This window comes from Pedobacter frigoris (assembly GCF_032678645.1).
Lineage (GTDB): Bacteria > Bacteroidota > Bacteroidia > Sphingobacteriales > Sphingobacteriaceae > Pedobacter > Pedobacter frigoris_A.
Genome location: NZ_JAVTSP010000003.1, coordinates 491,768 through 516,965, shown reverse-complemented (window position 1 = coordinate 516,965; position 25,198 = coordinate 491,768). Strand labels below are relative to the sequence as shown.

At 39.4% G+C, this 25,198-nt stretch carries 23 protein-coding genes; 14 read left to right on the top strand and 9 right to left on the bottom strand.

Annotated elements, in window-relative coordinates:
* Window positions 1-41 precede the first annotated feature (41 nt).
* The 3 genes from R2Q78_RS12635 to R2Q78_RS12625 all read left to right on the top strand — a co-directional run bounded on the left by R2Q78_RS12635 (window position 42) and on the right by R2Q78_RS12625 (window position 3,257).
* The gene (locus R2Q78_RS12635; protein WP_316792407.1) at window positions 42-1,826 is read left to right on the top strand and encodes an aromatic amino acid hydroxylase; all 1,785 of its coding nucleotides are present in this window, start codon (window positions 42-44) and stop codon (window positions 1,824-1,826) included.
* Window positions 1,827-1,950: 124 nt separating this feature from the next.
* Complete coding sequence (locus R2Q78_RS12630) at window positions 1,951-2,652, top strand: SDR family oxidoreductase (RefSeq protein WP_316792405.1); 702 nt, start codon at window positions 1,951-1,953, stop codon at window positions 2,650-2,652.
* Window positions 2,653-2,714: 62 nt separating this feature from the next.
* The gene (locus R2Q78_RS12625; RefSeq protein WP_316792404.1) at window positions 2,715-3,257 is read left to right on the top strand and encodes a C40 family peptidase; all 543 of its coding nucleotides are present in this window, start codon (window positions 2,715-2,717) and stop codon (window positions 3,255-3,257) included.
* 17 nt (window positions 3,258-3,274) lie between these two features.
* Here R2Q78_RS12625 and R2Q78_RS12620 read toward each other — a convergent pair whose 3' ends face one another.
* Together R2Q78_RS12620 and R2Q78_RS12615 are read right to left on the bottom strand one after the other, a co-directional pair.
* Window positions 3,275-4,162, bottom strand: a complete 888-nt coding sequence (locus R2Q78_RS12620) for a flavin reductase family protein (RefSeq protein WP_316792402.1) — start codon at window positions 4,160-4,162, stop codon at window positions 3,275-3,277.
* Between the two features lie 81 nt (window positions 4,163-4,243).
* The gene (locus R2Q78_RS12615) at window positions 4,244-5,239 is read right to left on the bottom strand and encodes a fumarylacetoacetate hydrolase family protein (RefSeq protein ID WP_316792400.1); all 996 of its coding nucleotides are present in this window, start codon (window positions 5,237-5,239) and stop codon (window positions 4,244-4,246) included.
* Between the two features lie 414 nt (window positions 5,240-5,653).
* Between R2Q78_RS12615 and R2Q78_RS12610 the strand changes: the two genes are divergently transcribed.
* The 3 genes from R2Q78_RS12610 (at window position 5,654) to R2Q78_RS12600 (ending at window position 9,081) form a co-directional block, all read left to right on the top strand.
* Window positions 5,654-6,820 (top strand): homogentisate 1,2-dioxygenase, encoded by a 1,167-nt coding sequence (locus R2Q78_RS12610; RefSeq protein ID WP_316792398.1) that lies wholly within the window; start codon window positions 5,654-5,656, stop codon window positions 6,818-6,820.
* Between the two features lie 48 nt (window positions 6,821-6,868).
* Complete coding sequence (gene hppD / locus R2Q78_RS12605; protein ID WP_316792396.1) at window positions 6,869-7,999, top strand: 4-hydroxyphenylpyruvate dioxygenase; 1,131 nt, start codon at window positions 6,869-6,871, stop codon at window positions 7,997-7,999.
* A gap of 161 nt (window positions 8,000-8,160) precedes the next feature.
* Complete coding sequence (locus tag R2Q78_RS12600; protein ID WP_316792394.1) at window positions 8,161-9,081, top strand: YihY/virulence factor BrkB family protein; 921 nt, start codon at window positions 8,161-8,163, stop codon at window positions 9,079-9,081.
* Here R2Q78_RS12600 and R2Q78_RS12595 read toward each other — a convergent pair.
* Window positions 9,078-9,359: a hypothetical protein gene (locus R2Q78_RS12595; protein WP_136834141.1), complete on the bottom strand. Its 282-nt coding sequence runs from the start codon at window positions 9,357-9,359 to the stop codon at window positions 9,078-9,080. The two genes, R2Q78_RS12600 and R2Q78_RS12595, sit on opposite strands and share 4 nt — an antisense overlap.
* Window positions 9,360-9,471: 112 nt before the next feature.
* Entirely contained in the window at window positions 9,472-10,062 is a 591-nt protein-coding gene (locus tag R2Q78_RS12590; protein ID WP_316792391.1) for a porin family protein, read from the bottom strand.
* Between the two features lie 147 nt (window positions 10,063-10,209).
* On the opposite strand from R2Q78_RS12590, the gene R2Q78_RS12585 reads away from it, so the two are divergent.
* The gene (locus tag R2Q78_RS12585; protein WP_316792389.1) at window positions 10,210-11,985 is read left to right on the top strand and encodes a histidine kinase N-terminal 7TM domain-containing protein; all 1,776 of its coding nucleotides are present in this window, start codon (window positions 10,210-10,212) and stop codon (window positions 11,983-11,985) included.
* Window positions 11,986-12,009: 24 nt separating this feature from the next.
* Here R2Q78_RS12585 and R2Q78_RS12580 read toward each other — a convergent pair whose 3' ends face one another.
* Window positions 12,010-12,309 carry a hypothetical protein gene (locus R2Q78_RS12580; RefSeq protein ID WP_316792387.1) on the bottom strand — a complete coding sequence of 100 codons (300 nt, stop codon included), beginning with the start codon at window positions 12,307-12,309 and terminating at the stop codon, window positions 12,010-12,012.
* Window positions 12,310-12,493: 184 nt separating this feature from the next.
* Here R2Q78_RS12580 and R2Q78_RS12575 point away from each other — a divergent pair, with 184 nt between their 5' ends.
* Window positions 12,494-13,642, top strand: coding sequence for a tetratricopeptide repeat protein (locus tag R2Q78_RS12575; RefSeq protein WP_316792385.1), 1,149 nt, complete (start codon window positions 12,494-12,496; stop codon window positions 13,640-13,642).
* Here the strand turns inward: R2Q78_RS12575 and R2Q78_RS12570 are convergent, their stop codons facing one another.
* Genes R2Q78_RS12570 through R2Q78_RS12560 form a run of 3 tightly spaced genes read right to left on the bottom strand, consistent with a single transcriptional unit; the run spans window position 13,643 to window position 16,775 of the window.
* Window positions 13,643-14,227 (bottom strand): riboflavin synthase, encoded by a 585-nt coding sequence (locus tag R2Q78_RS12570; protein WP_316792383.1) that lies wholly within the window; start codon window positions 14,225-14,227, stop codon window positions 13,643-13,645.
* Window positions 14,228-14,229: 2 nt separating this feature from the next.
* Window positions 14,230-15,720, bottom strand: a complete 1,491-nt coding sequence (gene accC, locus R2Q78_RS12565) for an acetyl-CoA carboxylase biotin carboxylase subunit (protein ID WP_316792382.1) — start codon at window positions 15,718-15,720, stop codon at window positions 14,230-14,232.
* A 14-nt stretch (window positions 15,721-15,734) separates the two neighbouring features.
* Window positions 15,735-16,775 (bottom strand): GntG family PLP-dependent aldolase, encoded by a 1,041-nt coding sequence (locus R2Q78_RS12560; protein ID WP_316792381.1) that lies wholly within the window; start codon window positions 16,773-16,775, stop codon window positions 15,735-15,737.
* Between the two features lie 399 nt (window positions 16,776-17,174).
* Here R2Q78_RS12560 and R2Q78_RS12555 point away from each other — a divergent pair, with 399 nt between their 5' ends.
* The gene (locus tag R2Q78_RS12555; RefSeq protein WP_316792380.1) at window positions 17,175-18,032 is read left to right on the top strand and encodes an N-acetylglucosamine kinase; all 858 of its coding nucleotides are present in this window, start codon (window positions 17,175-17,177) and stop codon (window positions 18,030-18,032) included.
* Window positions 18,033-18,108: 76 nt separating this feature from the next.
* Here the strand turns inward: R2Q78_RS12555 and R2Q78_RS12550 are convergent, their stop codons facing one another.
* Window positions 18,109-18,798 (bottom strand): NUDIX hydrolase, encoded by a 690-nt coding sequence (locus tag R2Q78_RS12550; RefSeq protein WP_136834132.1) that lies wholly within the window; start codon window positions 18,796-18,798, stop codon window positions 18,109-18,111.
* Window positions 18,799-19,157: 359 nt separating this feature from the next.
* Between R2Q78_RS12550 and pfkA the strand changes: the two genes are divergently transcribed.
* From pfkA to dcp, 5 genes are all read left to right on the top strand, one after another.
* Window positions 19,158-20,144, top strand: coding sequence for a 6-phosphofructokinase (gene pfkA, locus R2Q78_RS12545; RefSeq protein WP_316792376.1), 987 nt, complete (start codon window positions 19,158-19,160; stop codon window positions 20,142-20,144).
* 3 nt (window positions 20,145-20,147) lie between these two features.
* Window positions 20,148-20,990: a hypothetical protein gene (locus R2Q78_RS12540; RefSeq protein WP_316792373.1), complete on the top strand. Its 843-nt coding sequence runs from the start codon at window positions 20,148-20,150 to the stop codon at window positions 20,988-20,990.
* 4 nt (window positions 20,991-20,994) lie between these two features.
* Entirely contained in the window at window positions 20,995-21,993 is a 999-nt protein-coding gene (gene gap, locus R2Q78_RS12535) for a type I glyceraldehyde-3-phosphate dehydrogenase (RefSeq protein WP_316792371.1), read from the top strand.
* A gap of 123 nt (window positions 21,994-22,116) precedes the next feature.
* Window positions 22,117-22,923: a hypothetical protein gene (locus R2Q78_RS12530; RefSeq protein ID WP_316792369.1), complete on the top strand. Its 807-nt coding sequence runs from the start codon at window positions 22,117-22,119 to the stop codon at window positions 22,921-22,923.
* A gap of 53 nt (window positions 22,924-22,976) precedes the next feature.
* The gene (gene dcp / locus R2Q78_RS12525) at window positions 22,977-25,118 is read left to right on the top strand and encodes a peptidyl-dipeptidase Dcp (RefSeq protein ID WP_316792367.1); all 2,142 of its coding nucleotides are present in this window, start codon (window positions 22,977-22,979) and stop codon (window positions 25,116-25,118) included.
* The last annotated feature ends 80 nt before the right edge of the window (window positions 25,119-25,198 follow it).

The window sequence follows — 25,198 nt, the reverse complement described above, 5'->3', positions numbered from 1 at the left end:
AGTTTTGCGGTAACTTAGCCTAATAATAAGAGATACTTACGATGAGCGATTTTAATGACTTTAATAATCCACAGGTAGCTAAACTGCCAAGGCATTTAAGGCAATTTATTGTAGAGCAGCATTATGAAAAATATACTCCTGTAGATCAGGCAGTATGGAGATATGTAATGCGCCAGAATTATAGTTATTTAAAACATGTAGCTTATTATCCTTATATCAAAGGATTGCAGCGCGCGGGTCTGAGTATCGAATATATTCCTGATTTGCAAACGATGAATGACAACCTTGGCAAAATTGGCTGGGGTGCTGTTACAGTTGACGGATTTATCCCCCCTGCTGCGTTTATGGAATATCAGGCTTACAGAGTCCTTGTGATAGCTGCTGATATTAGGCAGATCAACCACATCGAATATACACCTGCTCCTGATATCATTCATGAATCGGCAGGCCATGCTCCTATTATTGCAGATACAGATTACAACAATTACCTGAGTTATTTTGGATCTATTGGCGCTAAAGCCATGTTTTCATCTAAGGATTTTGAACTGTATGAAGCAATTCGACACCTTTCTATTCTCAAAGAGGCCGTTGATGCGCCTGAGCAGGAAATTGCAAAAGCTGAAAAGCATTTACAGCAGATATCCGAAAATATGGGTGAACCATCTGAGATGGCATTACTTGGACGACTGCATTGGTGGACTGTAGAATACGGGTTAATCGGAACGTTGGAAGATCCCAAAATTTATGGTGCCGGATTACTTTCTTCTATAGGTGAAAGCTCGTCATGCATGAAAGCCGATGTTGAAAAATTATGGTATAACCTGGATACGGTCAACTATGCTTATGACATTACCAAGCCTCAGCCCCAGTTATTCGTTACTGAAACTTTTCAGAACCTGATTGATGTGCTGGAAGCATTTGCTGATACCATGGCTTTCAGACGCGGAGGCTCCGAAGGTATCATTAAGGCAATCGAATGTAAAAATCCTGCAACTGCAGTATACAGTTCGGGCTTACAGGTTACCGGTACTTTCACTGATATGGGCATTGATCAGCAGGATCAGTTGACTTTTATCAAAACTACCGGCCCATCTGCATTGGCTGTAGAAGGTAAACAACTGGAAGGGCATGGAAAATTATATCATAAAGATGGTTTCTCATCTCCGGTTGGCAAATTGAAGGGAGTAGCCTCTGCAATTGAAGACATGGACTTCTCTGCGCTAGCGACCTATGGCATTAAATTACAGCACATTGCAGAACTGGAGTTTGAAAGCGGAATCTCTGTAAAAGGTATGGCAACCAAAATCCATCAGCATAACGGAAAAACTATCCTAATCACGTTTGAGGATTGCACAGTAAAGGAAAGCAACGGTAATCTGCTGTTCCAGCCGGAATGGGGAACATATGACATGGCTGTTGGAGAAAAGATCGTTTCTGTATATAATGGTGCGGCAGACAAAGATGCTTATGAGGAAATCACTCATGTTAGCGACAAACAGACCCATAAGATCACATATGATGAGAAGACCCAGAAACTTCATGATATTTATAGAAATGTGCGTCTGATCAGGGAAAATCAAACTGGTTACGAAATGTTGCCGGTACTTTTTAGCGCTTTAAAAGCAGACCATCGCTACGACTGGCTTTCGGCACTCGAGATTTTGGAAATACTGCATCATAAACAATTGTATCCTGAACTGGAAAAAGAGGTACACATTTACCTGGAACTAAAAGCGGGAGTAGAACCTGATCATAAGAAACTGATCAATGATGGATTACATGTTATCGAAAACCCGGTAAGCCAGCTGATTACCGAACAGGATTAAGGCACATTTAAAGCGATCGTCATCCTGACCTAGATGAAGCTGCGAAGCAAAATAAATTACTCTCTAGCTTTCCGCTGCGCTTCAGGTCAGGATGACGTGGCGTTTATTTAAAATTAAAAAACTGATGAATATAATATTAACAGGTGCAAGCAGCGGAATTGGTTTTGAAGCCGCGTTGGAATTTACATTAAGCAGTGAGAACAACGTAGTTTGTATTGCACGTTCGGCGGATAAGTTGCGTAAGCTTTTGGAAATAGCAAAAGGTATTAATCCTGACTGCACTTTACTACCGGTAGAGTTTGACATTGTAAAAGATGATTATACAGCACTGGTTCCATTTTTAACAGAACGTCTCGGACAGGTCGATATCCTGATCAATAATGCAGGTTCGCTCATCAACAAACCGTTTATGGAAACCAATGAATCAGACATGTGGCAAATGCTGGAGAGCAATGTAATGGGGCATTTCAACATGATCAGGAATGTGGTTCCTTTAATGAAAAGCGGCGGACATATCGTGAATATTGGTAGCATGGGTGGTTTCCAGGGCAGTGTTAAATTTCCAGGTCTTTCAGCTTATTCTTCGAGTAAAGCAGCCCTGCATACCATGACTGAATGCCTGGCTTTTGAACTGGCTGACACAGGTATAAAAGTCAATTGTCTGGCACTTGGATCTGCCCAGACTGAAATGCTTGAACAGGCTTTTCCCGGTTACGAATCGCCGGTGATGGCTTTTGAAATGGGCAAATATGTGGCTGATTTCGCAAGGACAGGCCACAAATTTTTCAATGGAAAAACACTTCCTGTTGCGGTAACGACGCCATAACCAACAAGTTATCAACATTTTTAGGGGTAAAGGATATTTTTAATACCTTTAACCAAATTGATATGAAGAAAACCATTATTCTATTCAGTATAGCTTTTTTTAGTGTGTTGGCAGGCAAAGCGCAAACCACTGTACCGCTCGAATACAGAGAGTTGGTAAATCGGCTCAGCAAACAATTGCCTGAGAAAAGTAAAACCAATACCCCGGAAACATCACCAAATAAGTTACTTGAATTTGCTAAATCTATGCTCGGCATCAGGTACAGGACAGCATCAAGCAGTCCGAAAAGAGGATTTGATTGTTCAGGTTTTGTAAATTACGTATTCAGTAATTTTGGTTTTAAAGTACCACGATCTTCAAGGGATTTTGCATTAAGCGGAGAAGCAAAAAAACTTGAAGACGCTAAGATTGGCGACGTGATCCTTTTTACAGGTACAAATAGCAGATCCCGCACTCCAGGTCATGTTGGCATCATCTATTCAGTTGACGGCGATGACATTAAATTCATTCATTCCTCCTCCGGAGGTGCTAAAGGAGTTACCATCACCAGTCTGAATGAAGGATTCTATAAAAAACGCTTCTTAAAGGTTGTAAGTATTTTATAATATGGTCAATGACCGTACTACAATAGTACGATCTTCAGCGCCTCAGCTACTTTTCCTTCTTTAAGTAATGTTCTGGAAAGCTCATGCAGTTCTCTTTCCCTGTTGTTTACATCGCCGATAGTCGCATCCAGAATGTCTTTTACAGCGGCAGAATTTCTGACGGCATCTATTTCTTCATCTGTTGGCAAATGCTCTACGTTTCCGAGCATACCAAGGTCATTACCTGTTAATACCATAGAATTTCTCACAGCCTTAGGCAATGCATCCACCCCTATCCCTAAAGTGGTTAGTGGCTTGGCTACTTTAAATAAGCTCTCCGGAGTAACGCGACAATACCAGTCGCCACCCAAACGTGCCACCAGGTCTATCTTAGCCTGATCGATCTTTCCGTCAGCATCCAGGATTTCTTCTTTGATATGGATGACTTTTATCTCTGCCATTACCAGGTTTCCAGCACCAGGATGCTCGCCAAGAGAAATAACTTCCTTTACTATGCATTCTAACTGCACAGGAGCCTCTGCTACACGTGGTGGTTTAATGGTATCCGAAGGAAGCATGGTAAAACCTGCTTTATCAAACTCATTAATACCTTTAGCATATTCGGTACTGGCCAGACTGGTTTGTTGTACCATAGGATAGTTGACAATATTGATCACGCATTCCTTTACCTCAAGTACATTTTCCAGCGTATGTTTAGTCGTATTGTCCCGCACTCTTCTGGCAGGAGAAAAAATACACAATGGAGGATTGGTACTGAACATATTGAAAAAACTGAACGGGCTTAAATTGATATTTCCGGCCTGATCAATGGTAGTGGCAAAACAAATTGGTCGCGGTGCAATAGCATACTGCAAGTAATTCTGCAATTGCATCGGGGACAAGTCTGAAGTATTTAAGGTAAGCATGACTTCTTTAAGAATTAAGCAAGGTTATTAGTGCACTCGTCATGCTGAATTTATTTCAGCATGACGAGGGATTTGAGTGAACTATTTTTTCAATGCCAGAATAGAAAAATCTGTATTTACTTTCTTGATGGTATTGCTCAATCGCCCAAGTCCGGTGATTTCCATCTCTACTACATCACCGTCCTGTAACCATTGAGGTTTGAAATCAGGATTATTCAGCAAGCCTGTGCCATTCAATTCGAGGAAGCATCCTGTGCCTACCGTTCCAGATCCAATCACATCACCAGGAAGTATATCTACGCCGTAAGCACAACGCTCTATAATTTCTGCGAATGTCCAGTCCATATCAGCCATATTTCCCGCTGATACCTCTACCCCATTTACTGTACAGGTCATCTTAAGGTTATAAGAATTACCTGTATGACCAGGTTTCGCAGCTGTTTTGTATTGCTCTAGCTCATCAGGAGTTACAAGCCATGGTCCAATCACCGTAGAAAAGTCTTTACCTTTCGCCGGACCAAGGTTCAATAACATTTCTTCCATTTGAAGTGTCCTGGCGCTCATATCATTCATCACCATATAACCGGCAATATAGCTATCGGCTTCCGCTGCGTTAATGTTTCGGCCTTTTTTACCAATTACAACTGCAACTTCCAGTTCAAAGTCAAGTTTCTGAAAATGATCAGGCATACACTCAATTTCTCCAGGTCCCTGAATGGCATTATGGTTGGTGAAATAAAATATAGGATACTGGTCAAATTCAGCTATCATATCCACCTTACGATTTCTGCGCGCCGCAGCTACATGCTGACGAAAAGCATACCCATCGCGACATGAAGTTGGGTGCGGAACAGGTGCCAGCAGTTCAAAAAAAACTTCCTCTTTAGGCTCAAGTTCTTTTGACTTGATCTGGGCATCTACCTTTTTTGCACGTTCCATTAAGACCTCACCACCTTGCAAAAATGCATTCATTTCATCAGGAAGCTGTTTGTCACAGGAATTTAGATTGTAAATGTGTCCGTTTACAAAAACACCAAGGTGTTCTCTGTCTTCTGTTTTATAGGATACCAGTTTCATTTATTTTTCGTTTTTTAGTTGTCATATATGGAGGCCTTTTGCTGACTAGAATAATCAAATCGCAACAGGCTCCAATGATCAGTTATATTAAGTAGTTGTCCAAAGCTAGATAAAATTAAAGCAAACATGGTTATAAAATATTTCTGAGTATAATATTTAGGTTATAGTTTGGCTATTGCGAGATTTAATAATTACTTTAGCAGGCGTAAAAGAACATGGCACATAGCAGCTTCATATATCAAAACCAAATAGCCAGACAAGCACTGGCCTCATTTAGGTATGCTATGCTTTCCAAACTTATCTTCGCTCAATACTCCATATAGACTTTCTCTTTGTCCAATGCTCTTATTTAAAACGTTTTCGACGTTTTAATCGTTATTATTTATATCATTTTAACCATATATAACCTTAGCTATGCCAATTTATCATACGTTAGGAACCATACCTGCTAAACGACATACGGTTTTTCGTAAACCTGACGGTAAATTGTATGCGGAAGAACTGGTTTCGACTGAAGGTTTTTCAAGCTTGTACTCCTTGGTTTATCATTGCCACCCACCTACCATTGTAAAATCATTAGGTGAACCGTACTCTGTAGAGCCTAAAATTGCAAGGGAAAAACATTTACGTCATACCAGTCTGATCGGATTCAACATTAAACCGGAAGATGATTACCTGAAAAGCCGTAAACCTGTACTTGTAAACAACGACCTGCACATTTCACTAGCCGCTCCGAGAAAGTCTATGACTGATTATTTTTATAAGAATAGTCAGGCAGACGAGGTGATTTTCATTCATGAAGGAAGCGGAACCTTGAAAACAGGGTTTGGAAAGATCCGTTTTGAATACGGGGATTACCTCGTGGTACCCCGTGGCACCATTTACCAGATGGAGTTCAACGATGAAAAAAACAGGTTGTTCATCGTTGAGAGCTTTAGCCCCATCCGGACACCTAAACGTTACAGAAATGCTTTTGGACAACTGGAAGAGCATTCTCCTTTCTGCGAACGTGACATCAAAAGACCGCAGGATCTGGAAACAATTGATGAATATGGAGACTTTAAAGTACTCATCAAAAAACAAGGTGTAATGTATCCGTATGTATACGGAACACATCCTTTCGATTTTGTGGGTTGGGATGGTTTTCACTATCCATGGGCATTTTCAATACATGATTTTGAACCCATCACAGGCCGATTGCACCAACCACCACCGGTACACCAGACTTTTGAAGGGCATAACTTCGTAATCTGTTCTTTCGTACCGCGCAAGTACGATTATCACCCGCTTTCAATACCTGCTCCATACAACCACAGTAATGTAGACAGCGACGAGGTGTTGTATTATGTTGACGGCGATTTCATGAGCAGAAAGAGCGTGGTAAAAGGACAGATCACCCTACATCCTGGAGGTATTCCACATGGTCCTCATCCAGGAACCGTGGAAAAATCTATAGGAAAGGAAAGTACAGAAGAACTGGCAGTTATGATTGACCCATTCCGTCCTTTAATGCTGACAGAAGATGCAGTAGCAATAGAGGATGAAAACTACCACAAAAGCTGGCAGGAAAACGTAGAATAACTCAAAAGCAAAAAAGAAAACTAACTTATTATTCAAATAAAAAACAAAATGTCAACACAAACATTTGCAGAAAAAATAGCTAAGGCACAGGATTTTCTTCCCATTAATGGGACTGATTATGTTGAGTTTTATGTAGGAAATGCTAAACAGGCTGCACATTATTATAAAACAGCCTTTGGTTTCCAGTCGATAGCCTATGCCGGACCTGAAACCGGGGTTCGTGACCGTGCTTCATATGTATTGCAGCAGGGAAAGATCAGATTGGTTTTAACAACAGGTTTGAAATCAGACAATGTAATATCAGAACATGTAAAAAAACATGGCGATGGTGTTAAAGTTCTTGCGTTATGGGTAGATGATGCTTACAGCGCTTTTGAAGAAACTACCAAGCGTGGTGCAAAACCTTATTTGGAGCCTGTTACACATACTGACGAACACGGAGAAGTACGCATGTCTGGGATCTACACTTACGGTGAGACTGTTCACATGTTTATTGAGCGTAAAAACTACAATGGTTCATTTCTACCTGGCTATGTGGATTTGAAGAGTGATTACAATCCGGAAGAGACGGGCTTGCTTTATATCGATCACTGTGTAGGAAATGTGGGCTGGAACAGGATGAACGAAACAGTGAAATGGTACGAAGAGGTGATGGGTTTTGTGAATATCCTTTCATTTGATGATAAACAAATCAATACCGAATATTCCGCTTTGATGAGTAAGGTGATGAGTAATGGAAACGGTTTTTCTAAATTTCCCATCAATGAACCTGCTGAAGGCAAAAAGAAATCACAAATTGAAGAATATCTTGAATTTTATGAAGGCGAAGGGGTGCAACACATTGCAGTAGCAACTAAAGACATTTTATCTACCGTGAAGGCATTAAAAGCGAGAGGGGTTGAGTTTTTAAGTGCACCTCCTGAAGCCTACTATAATATGATGCCGGAACGCGTGGGTGAAATTGACGAAGAAATTGCTCAGTTAAAAGAACTGGGAATCCTGGTAGACTGCGATGAAGAAGGTTATTTATTGCAGATTTTCACAAAACCTGTAGAAGACAGGCCAACTCTATTTTTTGAAATTATCCAGCGTAAGGGTGCTCAGTCATTTGGGGCAGGTAATTTTAAAGCCCTGTTTGAATCTCTGGAACGCGAACAGGAATTGAGAGGAAATTTATAATTGTGTTATCCTAACAAAGGGGTTTGATATAGGATAATTACATTATAAAATACACCGGGCGACCGGTATTAAAGGGTGCCTGAAAAACAGTGCACCCTTTTTTATTTGAACTGTTTTAAAAAAAATAGTTATTTTCGAGGCTTAAGGCAACCAAGCGGGGCATGGAAATTAACATTATCAGTAGAATAACCCTATTTTTTATTCGTTTTAAGACAGCCTTTAAACTGTTTCAAAAAAATGATCCCCTTCGTTTAGCTGGTGCCACCGCTTTTTTCACCAATTTTGCATTACCCCCAATCCTGCTGATACTCATCAGACTGTTTGGCTTTTTTATGGACCGGAAAATACTTGCATCACGTCTGTTTGAACGTCTGGGAAATATTTTAGATGATGATAGTACAGGCCAGGTCAGACAAACATTAAGAAATATCAGGGGAATAGACCATCAGTGGTATGCAACGCTGATTAGCTTTGTGTTCTTTTTATTTGTAGCTACTACCTTGTTTACGGTGATTAAAAACTCAATGGACCAGATCTGGTCTATTGGCAAAAAAGAACATGTTGGATTTATGTTTACCATGAAATTAAGAGCCCGTTCTATGGTGATTATTCTACTGGCAGGCATGCTATTCATGGTTGGTTTTTTAACGGATAGCATACAGGCATTTATAGGAGCCTATATCAATACTGCATCTCCAACTTTTGGCAAGTTTTTCTTATCATTACTCAATCAAATATTATTTATAGGAATCGTCATGGTATGGTTCACCGTATTGTTTAGATTTCTAACCAATGGAAGACCAACATGGATAACGTCATTGAGAGGCGGTTTGCTTACAGCTGTATTGTTCACCGCCGGTAAATATATTTTAAGGATATTGCTTCCGCTAAGCGGCATAGGTAATGTATACGGAACATCAGGATCTATAGTACTGATCATGCTGTTTGTATTTTATTCCTCTTTTATCTTCTATTTCGGAGCCTGTTACGTGAAAGTCTTAAGTGACGACAGAGAAACCCCTATACGTCCCATAAAAGGGGCATACAATTATGAAATAAAAGAAGTACTAAAAGACACCTAGCAAGCCTGGGGCGTTACTACTTTCTCAAATCCCTGCATCTCGAATACCGCAAGTTTATTTAGGAGATTGTAATGTAAGGTACCAAAGAAATTGATGATTCCATCTTTATTCTTACCCTCTATACAGATGCTTTCCTTTACAATTTCTTTATGCTCTAAATTGTGGTCAGTAAGAATAACATCCTCGTCCTGAATTTTGACATCATCAGCTGCAATTGAAAACTGTTTTAATAGCTCTGAGAAGCTTTGTCCATTTAGCAATAGTTCTTTGATATTCATGATAGTAGCGATTAGGGTTAGGGATCAAGATATCATCAATTTTAAAGCCAAAAAAAAGGGCAAACAGCTAATGTTTACCCTTTTAAGTCAAATGTTAATAACTTACTGTTTCTTAGAATAACCTATAAGCTACTCCCAATGTAAACAGGCTTAACTTAGTATCATCATAACCATCTTTCCCTATTTTCGAAAGACCAGTTTCATACCTTAAATCCACACCTAATTTGCCTACATCCAGACCGGCACCAAATTGCCATGCAAAAGCCTGACCTTTAAAGTTCCCCGAGAAAACATTTCCCACTGCAGTTTTTACAGTTTGTTTATCATCTACGATAAATGACACAACAGGGCCTGTATTCAAACGGATACCCACACCTGCAGCACCGATTTTAGTTCCTACTAAAACAGGAACATCAACACTTGTAAATTTAACTTCGTTCTCTGCCCCATCTGCAGTTCTTTTTAATGTTGTATTTTTACCTGAAATATACAACTCAGGCTGTAAATGAATACCTGCGGCACCAATACGAGCCCAAACACCTGCATAATAGCCAGCTTTATTATCACTGCTAAATGTATTTTCAGTAGTTAGTTTTGCGAGATTCGCCCCTCCCTTTAGACCAAACTGAAAGCTTGGAATAACCTGACTAAAGGCTACAAGGTTAATGCAAGCGAATAATGCTGATAAGATGATTTTTTTCATAAAAAAAGATTAATGTGACATTAATATCTATGTAAAAATAAGAATATTTTTAATTCAAAACTAAATTACGTAGTTTTATCATACAATTAATGACAATCTTCATGTTATTTTTAACCACTTGCAATGATTGTTAGGCCAATTTTTTAAATGGATTTTAGCTTTAATTTTTACTCCATCATATTGACTTTTTGTGGAGCTATAACTCTTTTTTTATCCTATCATGTATATAAAAAAGAGGGTGGTGCTGTTCGTTTTTTTGGCATTTTGATGCTTTCCAATGCCATTTGGGCGTTGGCATATGGATTTGAACTGGCAACCAGTGTTTTGCAACATGCAAAATTCTTCATCAACATAGAGTATATTGGTATTGCTACCCTGCCATTAAACTGGTTTTTGTTCTGCCTTAAACTTTCGGGAAAAGAAAAGTGGTATAAAAACAAATATAATCTGGGACTTCTTCTTTTTTTTCCAATAGTCACGGTGTTGTTGGTATGGACAAATAAGTACCATCACCTCCATTATAAGAATTATTATATGGACCTGACGGGGGATTTCCCCATGGTTCATATCGTTCCAGGTATTTCTTATCAGCTTTTCACCATATATTTTTACACTCTTCTGGCCATCGGGAGCTACCTGCTCGTTGTTAAATTTCGAAAAGCAGACCGTATTTATAAAAAACAAAATTACAGCATCATCATTGCAGCAATGATTCCATGGGCAACAAACATTGCTTATCTACTCGGGTTTAGACCGCTTGGAAATCTTGACCTTACGCCCTTTGCCTTTATCGCGACAATTTGTCTAATCTCAATAGCAATTTACAGATTTAAGTTATTCGATATATTGCCAGTTGCCCGGGAAAAAGTATTGGAATTGATGCAGGATGGATTCATTGTGCTGGATTCGAGATTTCGGGTTATAGATTACAACCTTGCTTTTAAAAAATATATTCCATCAGTTGGCGACAACAAAATTATAGGAAAGCACATTACAAATCTCTTACCGGATCAGCAATCATTAATTGATTTTTTAAACAACAACCACTCGGGGAAAATGGAGATGAGAATTCAGCTTCAGAACACCATTCTTGATACCGAAGCAGACATCAGGTTCCTGAATGAAAATCAGCTGAGCAGCGAAGCGATCATTATAAAACTCCAGGATTTAACAGCGCTGAGAGAAGAAGCTTTAAGATCAAAAACTCAGGCAGATGAACTCCAAAGACTTAATCATCTTAAGGACAGAATTTTTTCGATCATCGCCCACGACTTACGCGGCCCCCTGGTTAACCTATCAGAAGTACTTAAAATGACTTCAAGTGGTCAGATCTCCAATGAGGAATTTAAAACATTATCACCCGCACTAAGCAAAGACATTTTATATACCACAGATCTACTGGAAAATATCCTGCACTGGTCAAGAAGCCAATTGAAGGGTTACGGCATCAACAAGGAGTATTTCGACCTGAAAACACTGGTAGTTAATGAAGTAACATACCATCTTCCTTCAGCGGTTTCTAAAAAAATCGGAATTGTGCAGGACGTATTCCCGGGAGCTCTCGTTTATGCAGATATGCTAATGATCCAAATTGTGATCAGAAACATCCTCAACAATGCTATTAAATTCTGCAATGAAAATTGTGAGATCACACTCAATGCAGTCTACAAAGATCACTTTATTCAACTTTGCATCAGTGACAATGGAATAGGTATGTCACAAGAAATCATTAGCAAACTTTTCAGCGGAGAAAACTTATCTACACGTGGTACCATGAATGAAAAGGGTACAGGATTGGGACTTGTGGTATGCAAAGAATTTATGGAAAGAAATGGGGGTAAGCTAACGGTAACCAGTGAAGTTGGAAAAGGATCTAGTTTTTACGTGTCTATTCCAGTTGAAAAAGAAGAGCTTTCTGATTGATCATCAGAAAGCTCTGGGTATTATCTATTGACCTGTGGCATCGTTGATTGCCTGCTGCTCTTTTAAAGCATCTACATTATTTTTATTTCCAAAATTCTGGGTTTTATCAGCAAAATAATCAAGAATACTAACTATGGTGTCCAGGTTATCTGCAACACGTTGATGCATATCAGGCAAGTCTTTATCGAGTTTCTTATCTCCCAATTCAATATTATCAACCTCTATTTTTCCAATTTTCTGAATAATTGCCTGCTGAGAATGTTGTAGGTCTTCTAATTCTCTCACAATTTTTTCCATCAATTCGAACTTTTTTAACGTATCCATATGCTATTTAATTAAGATAAAAATTCTGTTTCTATATGTATAGTCAACCAATTACCTTGCCAAGATGTTTTAAGCAATTTGAACAAGGCATTTGTTTTGCTTCTTTTGTCGTTTATAAATTGAATTGACATTTGCAATATCAGCAAATAACTAATACTTTAGTTACCAATTAATGAAGACCGTTATGAAAAAGCTATTTCTACTACTTTTTTTTATTGCCAGTTGCTATCAGATCTCGAATGCGCAAAACACTGCTGTAATTGATAATGAAAAGGTATTGGAATACTACCAGTCTCAACGTTACACAGAAGCAGCGCAATATCTTCAAAGTATTTATAAGGATGGCACGGAAGATCCGAAGGCATTGACACAACTTGCTTATGCCAATTTAATGGGTGGCAAATATACTGATGCAGAAAAGTACTACCTGAAACTTTACACTCAAAACCCAACGAACCTGTCTGTTTTGTTTAGTCTGGCCGATATAAATACCCGGCGTGGCAATGAATTAAAAGCCAAATCCTATTATCAGGAGGTGATTAAAATTGACAGTGCCAACTTCAGTGCTTATAAAAAGCTTGCTTATTTGACGAAAGATGATATAAACAATAAAAAATTCTCCTATCTGCTAACAGCCAACAGGCTCAATCCTGTTGACGCTGACGTCGTCTTTGATCTGTGTGAGATCTACTTCAAGACGAAATCTATCCATAAACTAAAACAAACACTTGAACCGGCTTTAAAAGCAGACAGTGCAAATTTAAGGCTGCTCAAAATGAAAATCCCGTTGAATATAGCCGAAAAAGATTATCCTGAAGCCATAAAAACCGGAGAACAACTTTTGAGTTATGGTGACAGCTCTACTTTCGTCCTCAACAACCTTGGTAAGTCTCATTTTCTTTCTCTCGATTATCAGAATGCGCTTAAATATTTTTTACTGATAAGCGATAAATCTGCTGATAATGAAACCCTGCTTTATAATATCGGGATGAGCTATAGAGGCATAAAGGATTATAAAAATGCTATCCCTTATCTCCAAAATGCCATTAAGGAAGGTATATCTCCAAAAATCGCCACATATTATGGACTATTAGGTGATTCTTTTGAAATGGTTAATAAAAATGACGACGCAAATAATGCCTACAAAAAAGGCCTCCAGTTTGAAAACAATGGAAGCCTGTTGTATAATATAGCACTGGTATACGAAACTAAATTGAATGACAAAAAAAGCGCAGTTAATTATTACGAACAGTATCTGAAAACCATCGATGAAAAGCAACAGCCAAAACTGATCATCTTTATCAAACGAAAAATAGATGAGCTGAAGAAGTGATTATTTCCCAATTAGTCTGGCCACATATTTTCCGATAATATCAAATTCGATATTAACGGTATCACCAACATTCACCTCCTGCAGATTGGTATGCTCAAAAGTATAAGGAATGATGAATACAGAAAACTCGTCGTCTTTAGAACCGACTACAGTTAGACTAATCCCGTTGACACAAACCGATCCTTTTTCTACAGTTACATTACCCTTTTCTGCATCGTATTTAAAACGATATTCCCAGCTACCATCCAAAACTGCACGTTTTACACATACAGCCGTCTGATCTACGTGTCCCTGCACAATATGTCCATCCAACCTTCCGTTCATTTGCATACAGCGCTCTAGATTTACCCGTTTTCCTTTCTCAAGTTCATTAAGGTTCGTTTTTTGAAGCGTTTCTTCTATAGCTGTAACAGTATGTGTATCCGCAGTTAGCGCAACTACCGTGAGGCAAACACCATTATGAGCCACACTCTGATCTATTTTCAATTCATTACTAATGGCAGATTTAATGGTATAATGGCGGTTTGTACCTTCATTCACGACATCAATAACCTCTCCCAAAGTTTCTATTATTCCTGTAAACATTTTTAAGAATTAAACATTGTTCTACTTTTCCTCCATGCACTAACACTTTCAGCCTGATTTTGCTCTGTAGTTACAATAGATTGTTTTTTAAATGATTGTGCAGCAAATACTGCAGCCATCAACGCTTCATTATCATCCTCACTTTTAAGACTGTCAGCATTAAAATACTTAGCTACAAAATGTGTATCAAAATTACCGGTCTTAAATGCTTCGTGATTCATCACAAATTTCCCAAAGTTTAGGGTTGTTTTTATACCCGTAATGTCATATTCATCTATTGCCCTTACCATTCGTTCAATGGCTTCCTCTCTATTCCTTCCATAAGTAATAAGCTTTGCAATCATGGGATCGTAGTAAATAGGAATTTCCATCCCCTGTTCGAAACCATCATCAACCCTCACGCCATAGCCCTTAGGTGTTTTATACGTCTGCAATACACCAATATCAGGAAGAAAGTTATTTTCCGGATCTTCCGCATAAACCCTCAATTCAATTGCATGTCCACTGATTTTTAAGTCCGATTGCTGATAGGAAAGCTGCTCACCTCTTGCAACTTTAATTTGCTCTTTTACCAGATCCAGGCCAGTGATCATCTCCGTCACAGGATGCTCAACCTGAAGGCGGGTATTCATTTCCAAAAAGAAAAAATCCAGGTTCTCATCCAATATAAACTCAACTGTACCCGCACCAACATAATTTACAGAACGTGCTACATCAACGGCACATGTGCCCATGCGCTGGCGTATTTCCTCTGTCAATATACTTGATGGAGCTTCTTCGATTACCTTCTGGTGCCTTCGCTGAACGGAGCATTCCCGCTCAAAAAGGTGAACAATATTGCCATGCGTATCCCCCAATACCTGAATTTCTATGTGGCGTGGTGAGGAAACATAACGTTCAATAAAAACAGAGCCATCACCAAATGCCGACGTAGCCTCGCTTACAGCCAGATGCATTTGCTCTTCGAAATCGCTTTCCATTTCTACTATTCTCATGCCCTTCCCTCCTCCACCGGCGGCGGCTTTAATCAGAATAGGAAAACCAACTTCAACAGCACGCATTTTTGCCTCTTCGATGTCCGTAATTGCTTCTTCAGTACCGGGAACCATAGGGATATTGTACTTCAAAGCCGCTGCTTTAGCCGACAATTTATTACCCATAACCTCCATTGCTTCGGGGGTTGGACCAATAAGAATCAGTCCTGAAGCCTTTACCAATCTGGCAAAAGCGGCATTCTCTGAAAGAAAACCATAACCAGGATGTATGGCTTCTGCTCCTGTAAGTTTGCAGGCATCGATAATTTTCTCCCCCAGAAGATAGGATTGATTTGAAGGGGCCGGACCAATACACACGGCTTCATCTGCATACAATACATGAAGTGCGGTTCTATCTGCTTCAGAATAAACGGCTACAGTTTTTATGCCCATTTCACGTGCAGAACGCATAATGCGTAATGCAATCTCTCCCCTGTTGGCTATTAAAATTTTATTCATTGATAAAAAAAGTTTTATTTATGAACTGATGGATTCAAATGTATTATATTTTCTATCGCACTATCTATCATTTCGGAAGAAATATCCAGATGGGTCACCATCCTGATCGTATCCGGACCAGTAGTACTGCATAAAATCCCTCTTTCCAAAAATTGCTGCACAATAGATGCAGCTTTGAAGTTTTCCGCTATTTTAAAGATCACGATATTTGTTTCAACAGGCATTACAGAAGCTACGTATTTCATCTGACTTAAAGTCGCCGCCAATGCACCTGCATGTGTATGGTCTATGGCCAGTCTTTCTACATGATGGTCTAAGGCATAAATGCCAGCAGCAGCAAGGAATCCAGCCTGTCGCATTCCTCCGCCAAAGGCCTTTCTCACTTTAACAGCTCTTTTAATCATATCTTTACTACCAAGCAATACAGAACCTACAGGTGCGCCAAGTCCCTTAGATAAGCATACCGAAATCCCGTCGAAGTACTTACCATAATTCCCAGGTTTATCACCTGTAGCTGCGAGGGCGTTAAATATCCTGGCCCCATCAAGATGAAGCTTCAGTTCTTTTATATTACATAATGTATGGATTGGCTCTATTTGAGCCAAACTATAACAAGCGCCTCCCCCCTTATTCACAGTATTCTCCAACACAACCAAACTTGAATTTGGATAGTGAATATTTGGCTCGTTGATTTCCGGCTCTATAAGTTCTGGCGTCAGAATGCCCCGCTCACCATGAAGCAGCCTTACCGATGCCGCGGAATGAAAAGCTATGCCTCCTCCTTCATATCTGTATACATGTGACGCCTGGTCGCATATTACCTCATCCAAAGGCTGTGTAAAACACTTAATCGCAATCTGATTGGTCATGGTACCTGACGGACAAAACAAGCCGGCTTCCATACCGAAAAGCTCGGAAAGCTTATTTTCTAAAGCATCTACAGTTTCATCTTCTCCAAAGACATCATCACCTACCTTCGCATTCATCATGGCATCAAGCATGCCTGCAGTAGGCTTTGTAACCGTATCACTTCGCAAATCTATTTTTCTTAACATATTTTTAATACATCTATAAAAGAGGAAATGTTGCAAAATACCATATTACAAATCTATTTTTCTTATAAAACAAAATAAACTATCCTATATTGGAAAAAATCCGTGATAAGGAGCATTTTTTTAGTTTAAAATCATCCTGAAAACAAGGCCAGATAGTATGTGGACGGACTGATTTTTTTAAAATTTGGATTTTAAAATAACAAGCGTATTTTAGCTTAGTGTTTTTTTAACAATATGGTAACCTTAAAATCACGAGCAAAATTTTAAAAAACACTGTTTTCAACTACCTGAAGGCAGCAAAACAAAAATGAACCAAAATAAAAGAAATTAAATTTATGAGAAGAAACCATACAAAAGTGTTAGGAATATTTACTTTTAGCCCGAAAAAAACAAATTAAGATGATAGTTATTGCAGATGGTGGTTCAACCAAAACCAATTGGTGTTTAATCAACGAAGCCGGAAGAAAAATCCTTTTCAATACTGAAGGCTATAATCCATATTTTTCAACAACAGAATACATTGTTGAATCTTTGAACAAGTCATTGCCTGACTTCCTTGAAAGAGAAAAACTGACAGAAGTAAATTACTATGGTGCAGGCTGTTCAACCGATGCTAAACGCAAGATCGTAGCCGATGCAATGCAACAGGTTTTCCCTAATGCACAAATTAATATTGGTCACGACTTACTTGCTTCCTGCCGTGCATTACTTGGCGACACTCCAGGATTTGCTGCAATTTTAGGAACCGGAACAAACTCATGCCTGTACGATGGAAAGGATATCTCATTGAATATCGACTCTCTGGGATATTTCCTTGGTGATGAAGGAAGTGGATGCTTTATCGGCAAGAGAATTCTTTCTGATTATATGAAAGGATATATGCCGAAAGGCCTTAGGGAGAGTTTCTATGATAATTTCGCATTGACGAACGAAGATATATTCGATCACATTTACAACAAACCCCTTCCAAACCGTTTTTGTGCAAGCTTCAGTAAGTTCTTGTACGATTTCAAGGACAATTACGAAGACTATACATTTGCCACTGTTGAATATGCATTCACCGCTTTCTTCGAAAATCTGGTAGTTCACTACCCTAATTATAAAGATTACACTTTAAACTGCGTAGGATCTGTTGGATATAGCTTCAGGGATATCCTCAGCATTGTTGCCGACAGGTATGAAATGGGCATCGGAAAAATCATCCGCTCGCCTATAGATGACCTGGTAGATTATCACTTGCATATAGCGACTAAATAGTCCAGCGTATACCATACAAAAAAAAGCTTCCTGAACAATGTTCAGGAAGCTTTTTTTTGTATTAAATGCATTTCAGTTAAAAGGAAATTTCCTTACCGAATAATTTTGCGTATCTCCTCTTATCAAACTTATATAATGTAGCAGCCCTGAAAGAAACCCCTTGTTGTTTTTCTTCAAGATCTTTAAGTACGCCAAAACTCAGCATCTTTTTTCTGAAGTTTCTTTTATCCAGCTTTTTATTCAAAATAACCTCATACACATTCTGTAGTTGTGTTAAGGTAAATTTCTCAGGCAGCAATTCAAAGGCAATAGGCTGATGTTTGATACGCCTCTTGATTTTCTCAAGCCCCTTATCAAAGATCTTCTGATGATCAAATGCCAGTTTCGGAAGATCCTTTACATTAATCCAATTTGCCTTCTTTGCATAACTACTGATAGGCTTTAAGGCTTTATCTCCTCCTAATCTTAACAGTGCATAATAAGCAATACTCACAACACGCCCCTGAGGATGCCTGTTTACATCACCAAAAGTGTAATACTGTTCCATATAAATGTTGCTCAAGCCTGTCAGCTCATGTAAAATCCTTGAGGCAGACTGGTCCAGACTTTCATTTTCTTCTACAATATTACCCGGCAAGGCCCACCAATCCTTAAATGGCTCTTCATTTCTTTCAATCAAAAGAATCTTCAATTCTCCTTCATCAAATCCAAAAACCACACAATCAATTGAGAACGTGGAATTAAATTGCGGCAAGACTTCTTTCAAAACATTTATCTTTTTAGTGATGCAACCTTTTTATCTAATACAGCAGACCGTCAATCTAGCGTCCCTGCCGTAACCTATTTTTTTGTTTTTATTACTTTTCTAAGCCGGTTTAAGGCCTTGTAAGTGCTAAAATCTTTTTAGCAAAATGCAAATATATATTGAATTCGCGTAATCCAATGAAAACAAAATTTTTAATACCTTTCAGGATTAAAAATCGGATATTTAAACACAACTTATACCCGGGTATTAAATTTTTAATTATTAAAGCAAATAAATATACTTGCTTCCTAATTACATGTAAAAATGTAAAATAAATTACTTAGTGTAAAAAATACACGCTATATTCGTATAAATAAATCATGAAACCAAATATCAAAAATATTGCTGTATTAACATCTGGAGGAGATGCTCCCGGAATGAATGCCTGTATAAGGGCAGTAATAAGAACCGGAATATACAATGGTATAAATATGTTTGGAGTTTTGCAAGGTTATCAGGGACTGATCAATAACAACATCAACCCCATGGATGCCAGATCGGTAAGCAATATCATTCACTTAGGAGGTACAGTACTAAAGACAGCCCGCTGTTTAGAATTCAAGACCGAAGAAGGAATGGAGATTGCCTTTCAAAACCTCAAAGCAAGAGATATTGATGGTCTTGTGGTAATCGGAGGAGACGGAACTTTTACAGGAGCACAGCGCTTCGGTCATAAATATGGAGTCAGGGTAATGGGTGTACCCGGTACTATTGACAATGACTTATATGGATCCGACTTTACCTTAGGTTACGACACTGCGATCAATACCGTTATTGAAGCCATTGACAAAATAAGAGATACCGCAGATTCACACGACCGCCTGTTTTTCATAGAAGTAATGGGCAGGGATTCCGGATGCATCGCATTGAGAAGTTCAATTGCAAGCGGTGCTGAAGCTGTTTTATTACCTGAAAAAGAAACCAGTCTGGATGAACTGATCAGTCAGCTTGAAGCGGGTGCCTCAACTAAAAAATCCTCAAGTATCGTAATCGTATCTGAAGGCCATAAACAGGGTGGTGCTTATGACATTGCAAAAAAAGTTAAGGAGAGATTTAACCACTATGATACAAAAGTAACTATCTTAGGCCATCTTCAGCGGGGAGGCAGTCCAAGCAGCTTTGACAGAATACTGGGAAGCAGATTGGGATTTGCTGCTGTGAATGAACTTTTGAAAGGAAATACCATGCAAATGGTCGGTTTACGTGGCAACGACATCGTAACAACTGATATTGACGAAGCACTCACTAAGCACTCCTTTAAGCTGGAAAGTGACCTTTTAGAGATGACTAAAGTTTTATCAATATAGCGTATGATAGCAGTAGTTTATAGCGGATCAAAAACGGCATTCTGGAAAATAGCCAGAGACGGCAAAACCATCGCCGAATGTACAATGCCTGGAATCAATCCATGCTTTAACGATCAAAAATCGATCCTTCAGGCGCTGAACAAAAAGACTACCCTGATCAATCATGCTGAAAGCATAAAAAAGATGTATGTTTTTGCCGCAGGCGCTTCTTCTCCTGAAAGAAGAAACGAACTCGCAGAAACATTGGGACTATTCTTTAAACACAGCAAGATTACTGTTAAGGACGACATTTCCGGCGCGGCAATATCTGCCTGTTACAACAATACAGGAATTATAGGCATATTGAGCAGTGGTGCACATTGTGCTTATTTTGATGGCAAAACCCCGGAAAAGAACAATTTTGGCTTAGGCTATATTCTCGGCGACGAAGGATCTTCTAATCATCTTGGTAAAACCATCGTAAAGAGCTTTATTCAGGAAAAACTCCCTGCAGACCTGCAAAAGCAATTCGAATCGAAATACAATCTGGACAAACCTCAAATTCTGGAAAAGGTGTACAAAAAACCGATGGCGCAGCAGTTTCTAAGTTCCTTTTTCGATTTCTTCCTGGAAAACCGCAACCACAAATATATACTTGATGTAGTCACCAAATCTTTTGAGACTTATTTCAAGACATATATGTTGCCGACAATTGAGCAGCACCCCGGGAAGGAAATACATTTTATCGGACTCGTGGCCGGAAGCTTTCAGGATGAGCTGCGACAGACTGCTAAAAAATTTAACGTTGAAATTACTTCTATTACTAAAGAACCAATATACAATTTACTAAACTACTATTCAAATTAATAAGATGAGCAAAATTGGAATAAACGGCTTTGGCCGTATCGGCAGACTGGTTTTCAGAGCTGCATTGAAAAGAGGGTTAGATATCGTTGCGATCAATGATCTTGTAGAGCCGGATTACATGGCTTACATGTTAAAATATGATTCTACCCATGGTCGTTTTGACGGCACAATCGCTGTAGAAAACGGAAACCTGGTAGTAAATGGAAAAACAATCCGTATCACTGCAGAAAGAGATCCTGCAAACCTTAAATGGGATGAAGTTGGTGTTGAAACTGTAATTGAATCTACAGGACTTTTCTTAACTCAGGCAGACGGACAAAAACACATCACTGCCGGTGCAAAAAGAGTAGTATTCTCTGCTCCCGCAAAAGATGATACCCCTACTTATGTAATGGGTGTTAACCACACTAAATTGACTGCTGATCAAACTATCGTTTCAAACGCTTCATGTACAACTAACTGTTTAGCACCTATCGCTAAAGTGTTGAATGATAACTTTGGTATCGTAGAAGGTTTGATGAGTACAATTCACGCAGTAACTGCAACACAAAAAACTGTTGATGGTCCTTCAGCGAAAGACTGGAGAGGCGGACGCGGCGGTTTCTCAAACATTATCCCTTCATCAACTGGTGCTGCTAAAGCTGTAGGTTTAGTACTTCCTGAATTGAAAGGAAAATTAACTGGTATGTCTTTCCGCGTTCCTGTAGCCGACGTTTCTGTAGTCGATCTTACTGTACGTTTGGAAAAACCTGCTACTTATGAAGACGTTAAAAAAGCCATGAAAGCTGCCTCTGAAGGTGAGTTGAAAGGCGTATTGGCATATACTGAAGACGAAGTAGTTTCTTCTGACTTTATCGGCGATGATCACGCATCAATCTTTGACGCAAAAGCTGGTATTTCATTGAATGACAACTTTGTTAAGGTAGTTTCTTGGTATGACAACGAATGGGGCTATTCAAATGCATTGGCCAAATTCGTAGAGTATTACGGAAACTTAAAATAAAACCCGTTCATACAGGTTTATATTTGGTTAGAAAAGGGATGTGCGTGGATGCGACATCCCTTTCTTTTTTCTTGGATTTCCGACTGCAAAGTTTATTTTTGTCAAAACTTTCGAAATCAACCTATGAAGAAAATACTTTACGCCCTCACATTATCAATCATTCTGTTTAGCTGTCAGCAAAAAGAAATTACAAAAAACTATATCCCGCGCGTACTTACCGCAAATGAGAAGTTCAATGAACCTCAAAATATTACCGATAGTGCTTTTAAAATCATTAGAGTTGTAGATGAAAAGCGTGCAGGAACTCCCGCAGATCCAAAAGAATGGTTAACCATAAAACGTGGAGATACTACTATCCGCATACAAGCCAATCCCAATGACACGGCTTCTGCAAATGGCAGTTTTGCTGTGGCTACTTATGTAAATACGCAAAAAACAACCATACTTGCTCAGGTTAAAGACAAATCAGGCCTTACAGCACCATTTTTTCTGGTTACCCTGAAAGATGGAAAAACGGAAGCTATACAACTTTACCGTGCTTCTAAAGGTACTCCAAATGAGAAACTGATGGGACTATATCGTGTTGGTAGAGATGGCTTCCTAATCAATCAGGATTTCTTTGTCACCAATGTAAACGCCAAAGTATACCTGATGAAGAGGCAGAATCCTGAAGAGCGGATCAACGGACAGTTCTTTTTAATGTCCCCTGATAAAGAAACCTTGGTATTTCTAATGGCTGCAGGTCAGTTATACCAGGTTCACTTCTCAAGTGGCGAAACTCATACAGAACCTCTGGGCACCAGCCCTTCAATTGAAGGAATCTATAACTATGTGCAAACAAACTTTGGCTGGACCAAAACCAAAAGAGGAGTCTCCTTTTTGAAACTTAACAATGATGATCGCATTGTAGACATCTCGGAGTTCAAATAGGCATTATGCAGTTATAATTTATGTACCTTAGGGTATCAAAAACTTATAACTGCATGAAAACAACTTTCAAAGTACCGCTGGTGGCTATGCTGGCGATTTTATCATCTTGTTCCAACGATGGTAAAAAATCGACTGAGGATAATGCTTTATCAACTTCAAATCCTTTTCTTAGCGAAAGCAAGCTGCCTTATCAGGCTGTTGCATTCGACAAAATAAACGACGACGATTTCAAACCTGCCCTTGAGGAAGGAATGAAACAACACCTCGCGGAAATAGAAAAAATAGCCAACAACGCTGAAGCCCCCACTTTCGAGAACACATTAGTGGCCATGGAGAAATCAGGTTCAGTACTGAACAGGGTAAACAGGGTGTTTGGGCTTTTAACAGGAGCCAATACTAATGACAAACTGCAAAAACTTCAAGAGGAAGTTGCCCCTAAACTCGCTGCCCATCAGGATGCCATTTACCTGAACTCCAAACTGTTTAAAAGAATCGAAACCATACACAATCAAAGGACTCAGCTCAAACTCGATGCTGAATCAAACCGCCTGATTGAATATTATTACCAGAATTTCGAACTCGCCGGGGCCAAACTTACTGACGAACAGAAAACAGATTTAAAAAAGCTAAATGAACAGGAAGCATCTTTAAGTGCTAAGTTTTCTAACCAATTGCTTGCCGCTTCAAAAGCAGGAGCATTGGTTGTGGCCGACAAAGCGGAATTAGATGGGCTTTCAGATGCAGAACTGGATGCCGCTGCTCAAACAGCCAAAACAAATCAGCTCGAAGGCAAATGGATCATACAACTACAGAACACTACACAGCAACCCGACCTGCTGGTACTATCTAACCGCAATACCCGTAAAAACCTTTTTGAAGCTTCATGGAACAGGGCTGAACAAAATAACGACAATGATACCCGGAAAACCATTGTCCAAATTGCTAAAATACGTGCAGAAAAGGCTAAACTGATGGGTTTCCCCAATTATGCGACCTGGAAACTTCAGGATCAAATGGCTAAAACACCTGCTGCTGTTGATGCTTTCTTTGACAAATTGGTTCCCTCTGCCACAGCAAAGGCAAGAACAGAAGCAGCAGATATCCAGTCTGTGATCGACAAAGAAAAGGGCGGTTTCAAACTGGAAGCTTACGATTGGAACCATTATGCAGAAAAGGTACGCAAAGCAAAGTATGATCTTGATGAGAATCAGATCAAGCCTTACTTCGAATTGAATAATGTACTTCAAAATGGGGTATTCTATGCTGCAACGCAACTCTATGGAATTACATTTAAGGAAAGAACTGATCTCCCTGTCTACCATAAGGATGTTAAAGTATATGAATTGTTTAATGAAGATAAATCGCCGATAGGCCTTTTTTATTGTGACTATTTCAAAAGAGACAATAAATCCGGAGGTGCCTGGATGGACAATATGGTGGGTCAGTCTACACTCCTTGGTACCAAACCAGTCATCTTCAATGTCTGCAACTTCAGTAAACCGGTTGACGGACAACCTGCACTCATTAGCTTTGACGATGTGACGACCATGTTCCATGAATTTGGACACGCACTACACGGCTTCTTTGCCAACCAGAAATACCCTGGTCTTTCCGGCACCAATGTAGCGCGTGATTTTGTAGAGTTCCCTTCTCAATTCAATGAGAACTGGGCGCTTGATCCGGCGATCTTTAAGAAATACGCCACACATTATAAAACAGGAGAGCCAATGCCTCAGGCATTAGTAGATAAGATTAAGAAAGCATCAACCTTTAATCAGGGCTATGCCCTGACGGAAGTGCTGGCAGCAGCAGCACTGGATATGCAATGGCATAAACTTTCTGCCGCTGAACCTTTGCAGGATGCCAATAAGTTTGAAACTGCAGCATTGCAAAAAACTCATCTTGACCTACCCTATGTACCATCACGCTACCGTTCAAGCTACTTCCTGCACATCTGGGGAAATGGTTATGCTGCCGGCTATTATGCATACCTGTGGACTGAAATGCTCGATCATGATGCATTCCAGTGGTTCCAGGAAAATGGAGGACTTACAAGGGCCAATGGTCAGCGTTTCCGCGATATGATCCTGTCAAAAGGAAATACTGAAGATTATGGCATAATGTTCCGCAATTTCCGCGGACATGATCCAAGCATTACGGCCATGCAAAAAAGCCGGGGCTTGCCTACAAAATAAAAAAGTCTCAGAAAGTTACACAATCGTCATCCCGATACGAGGGATCTCTTGATCAAGCTAGCTCAAGGGATCTCTCCTAT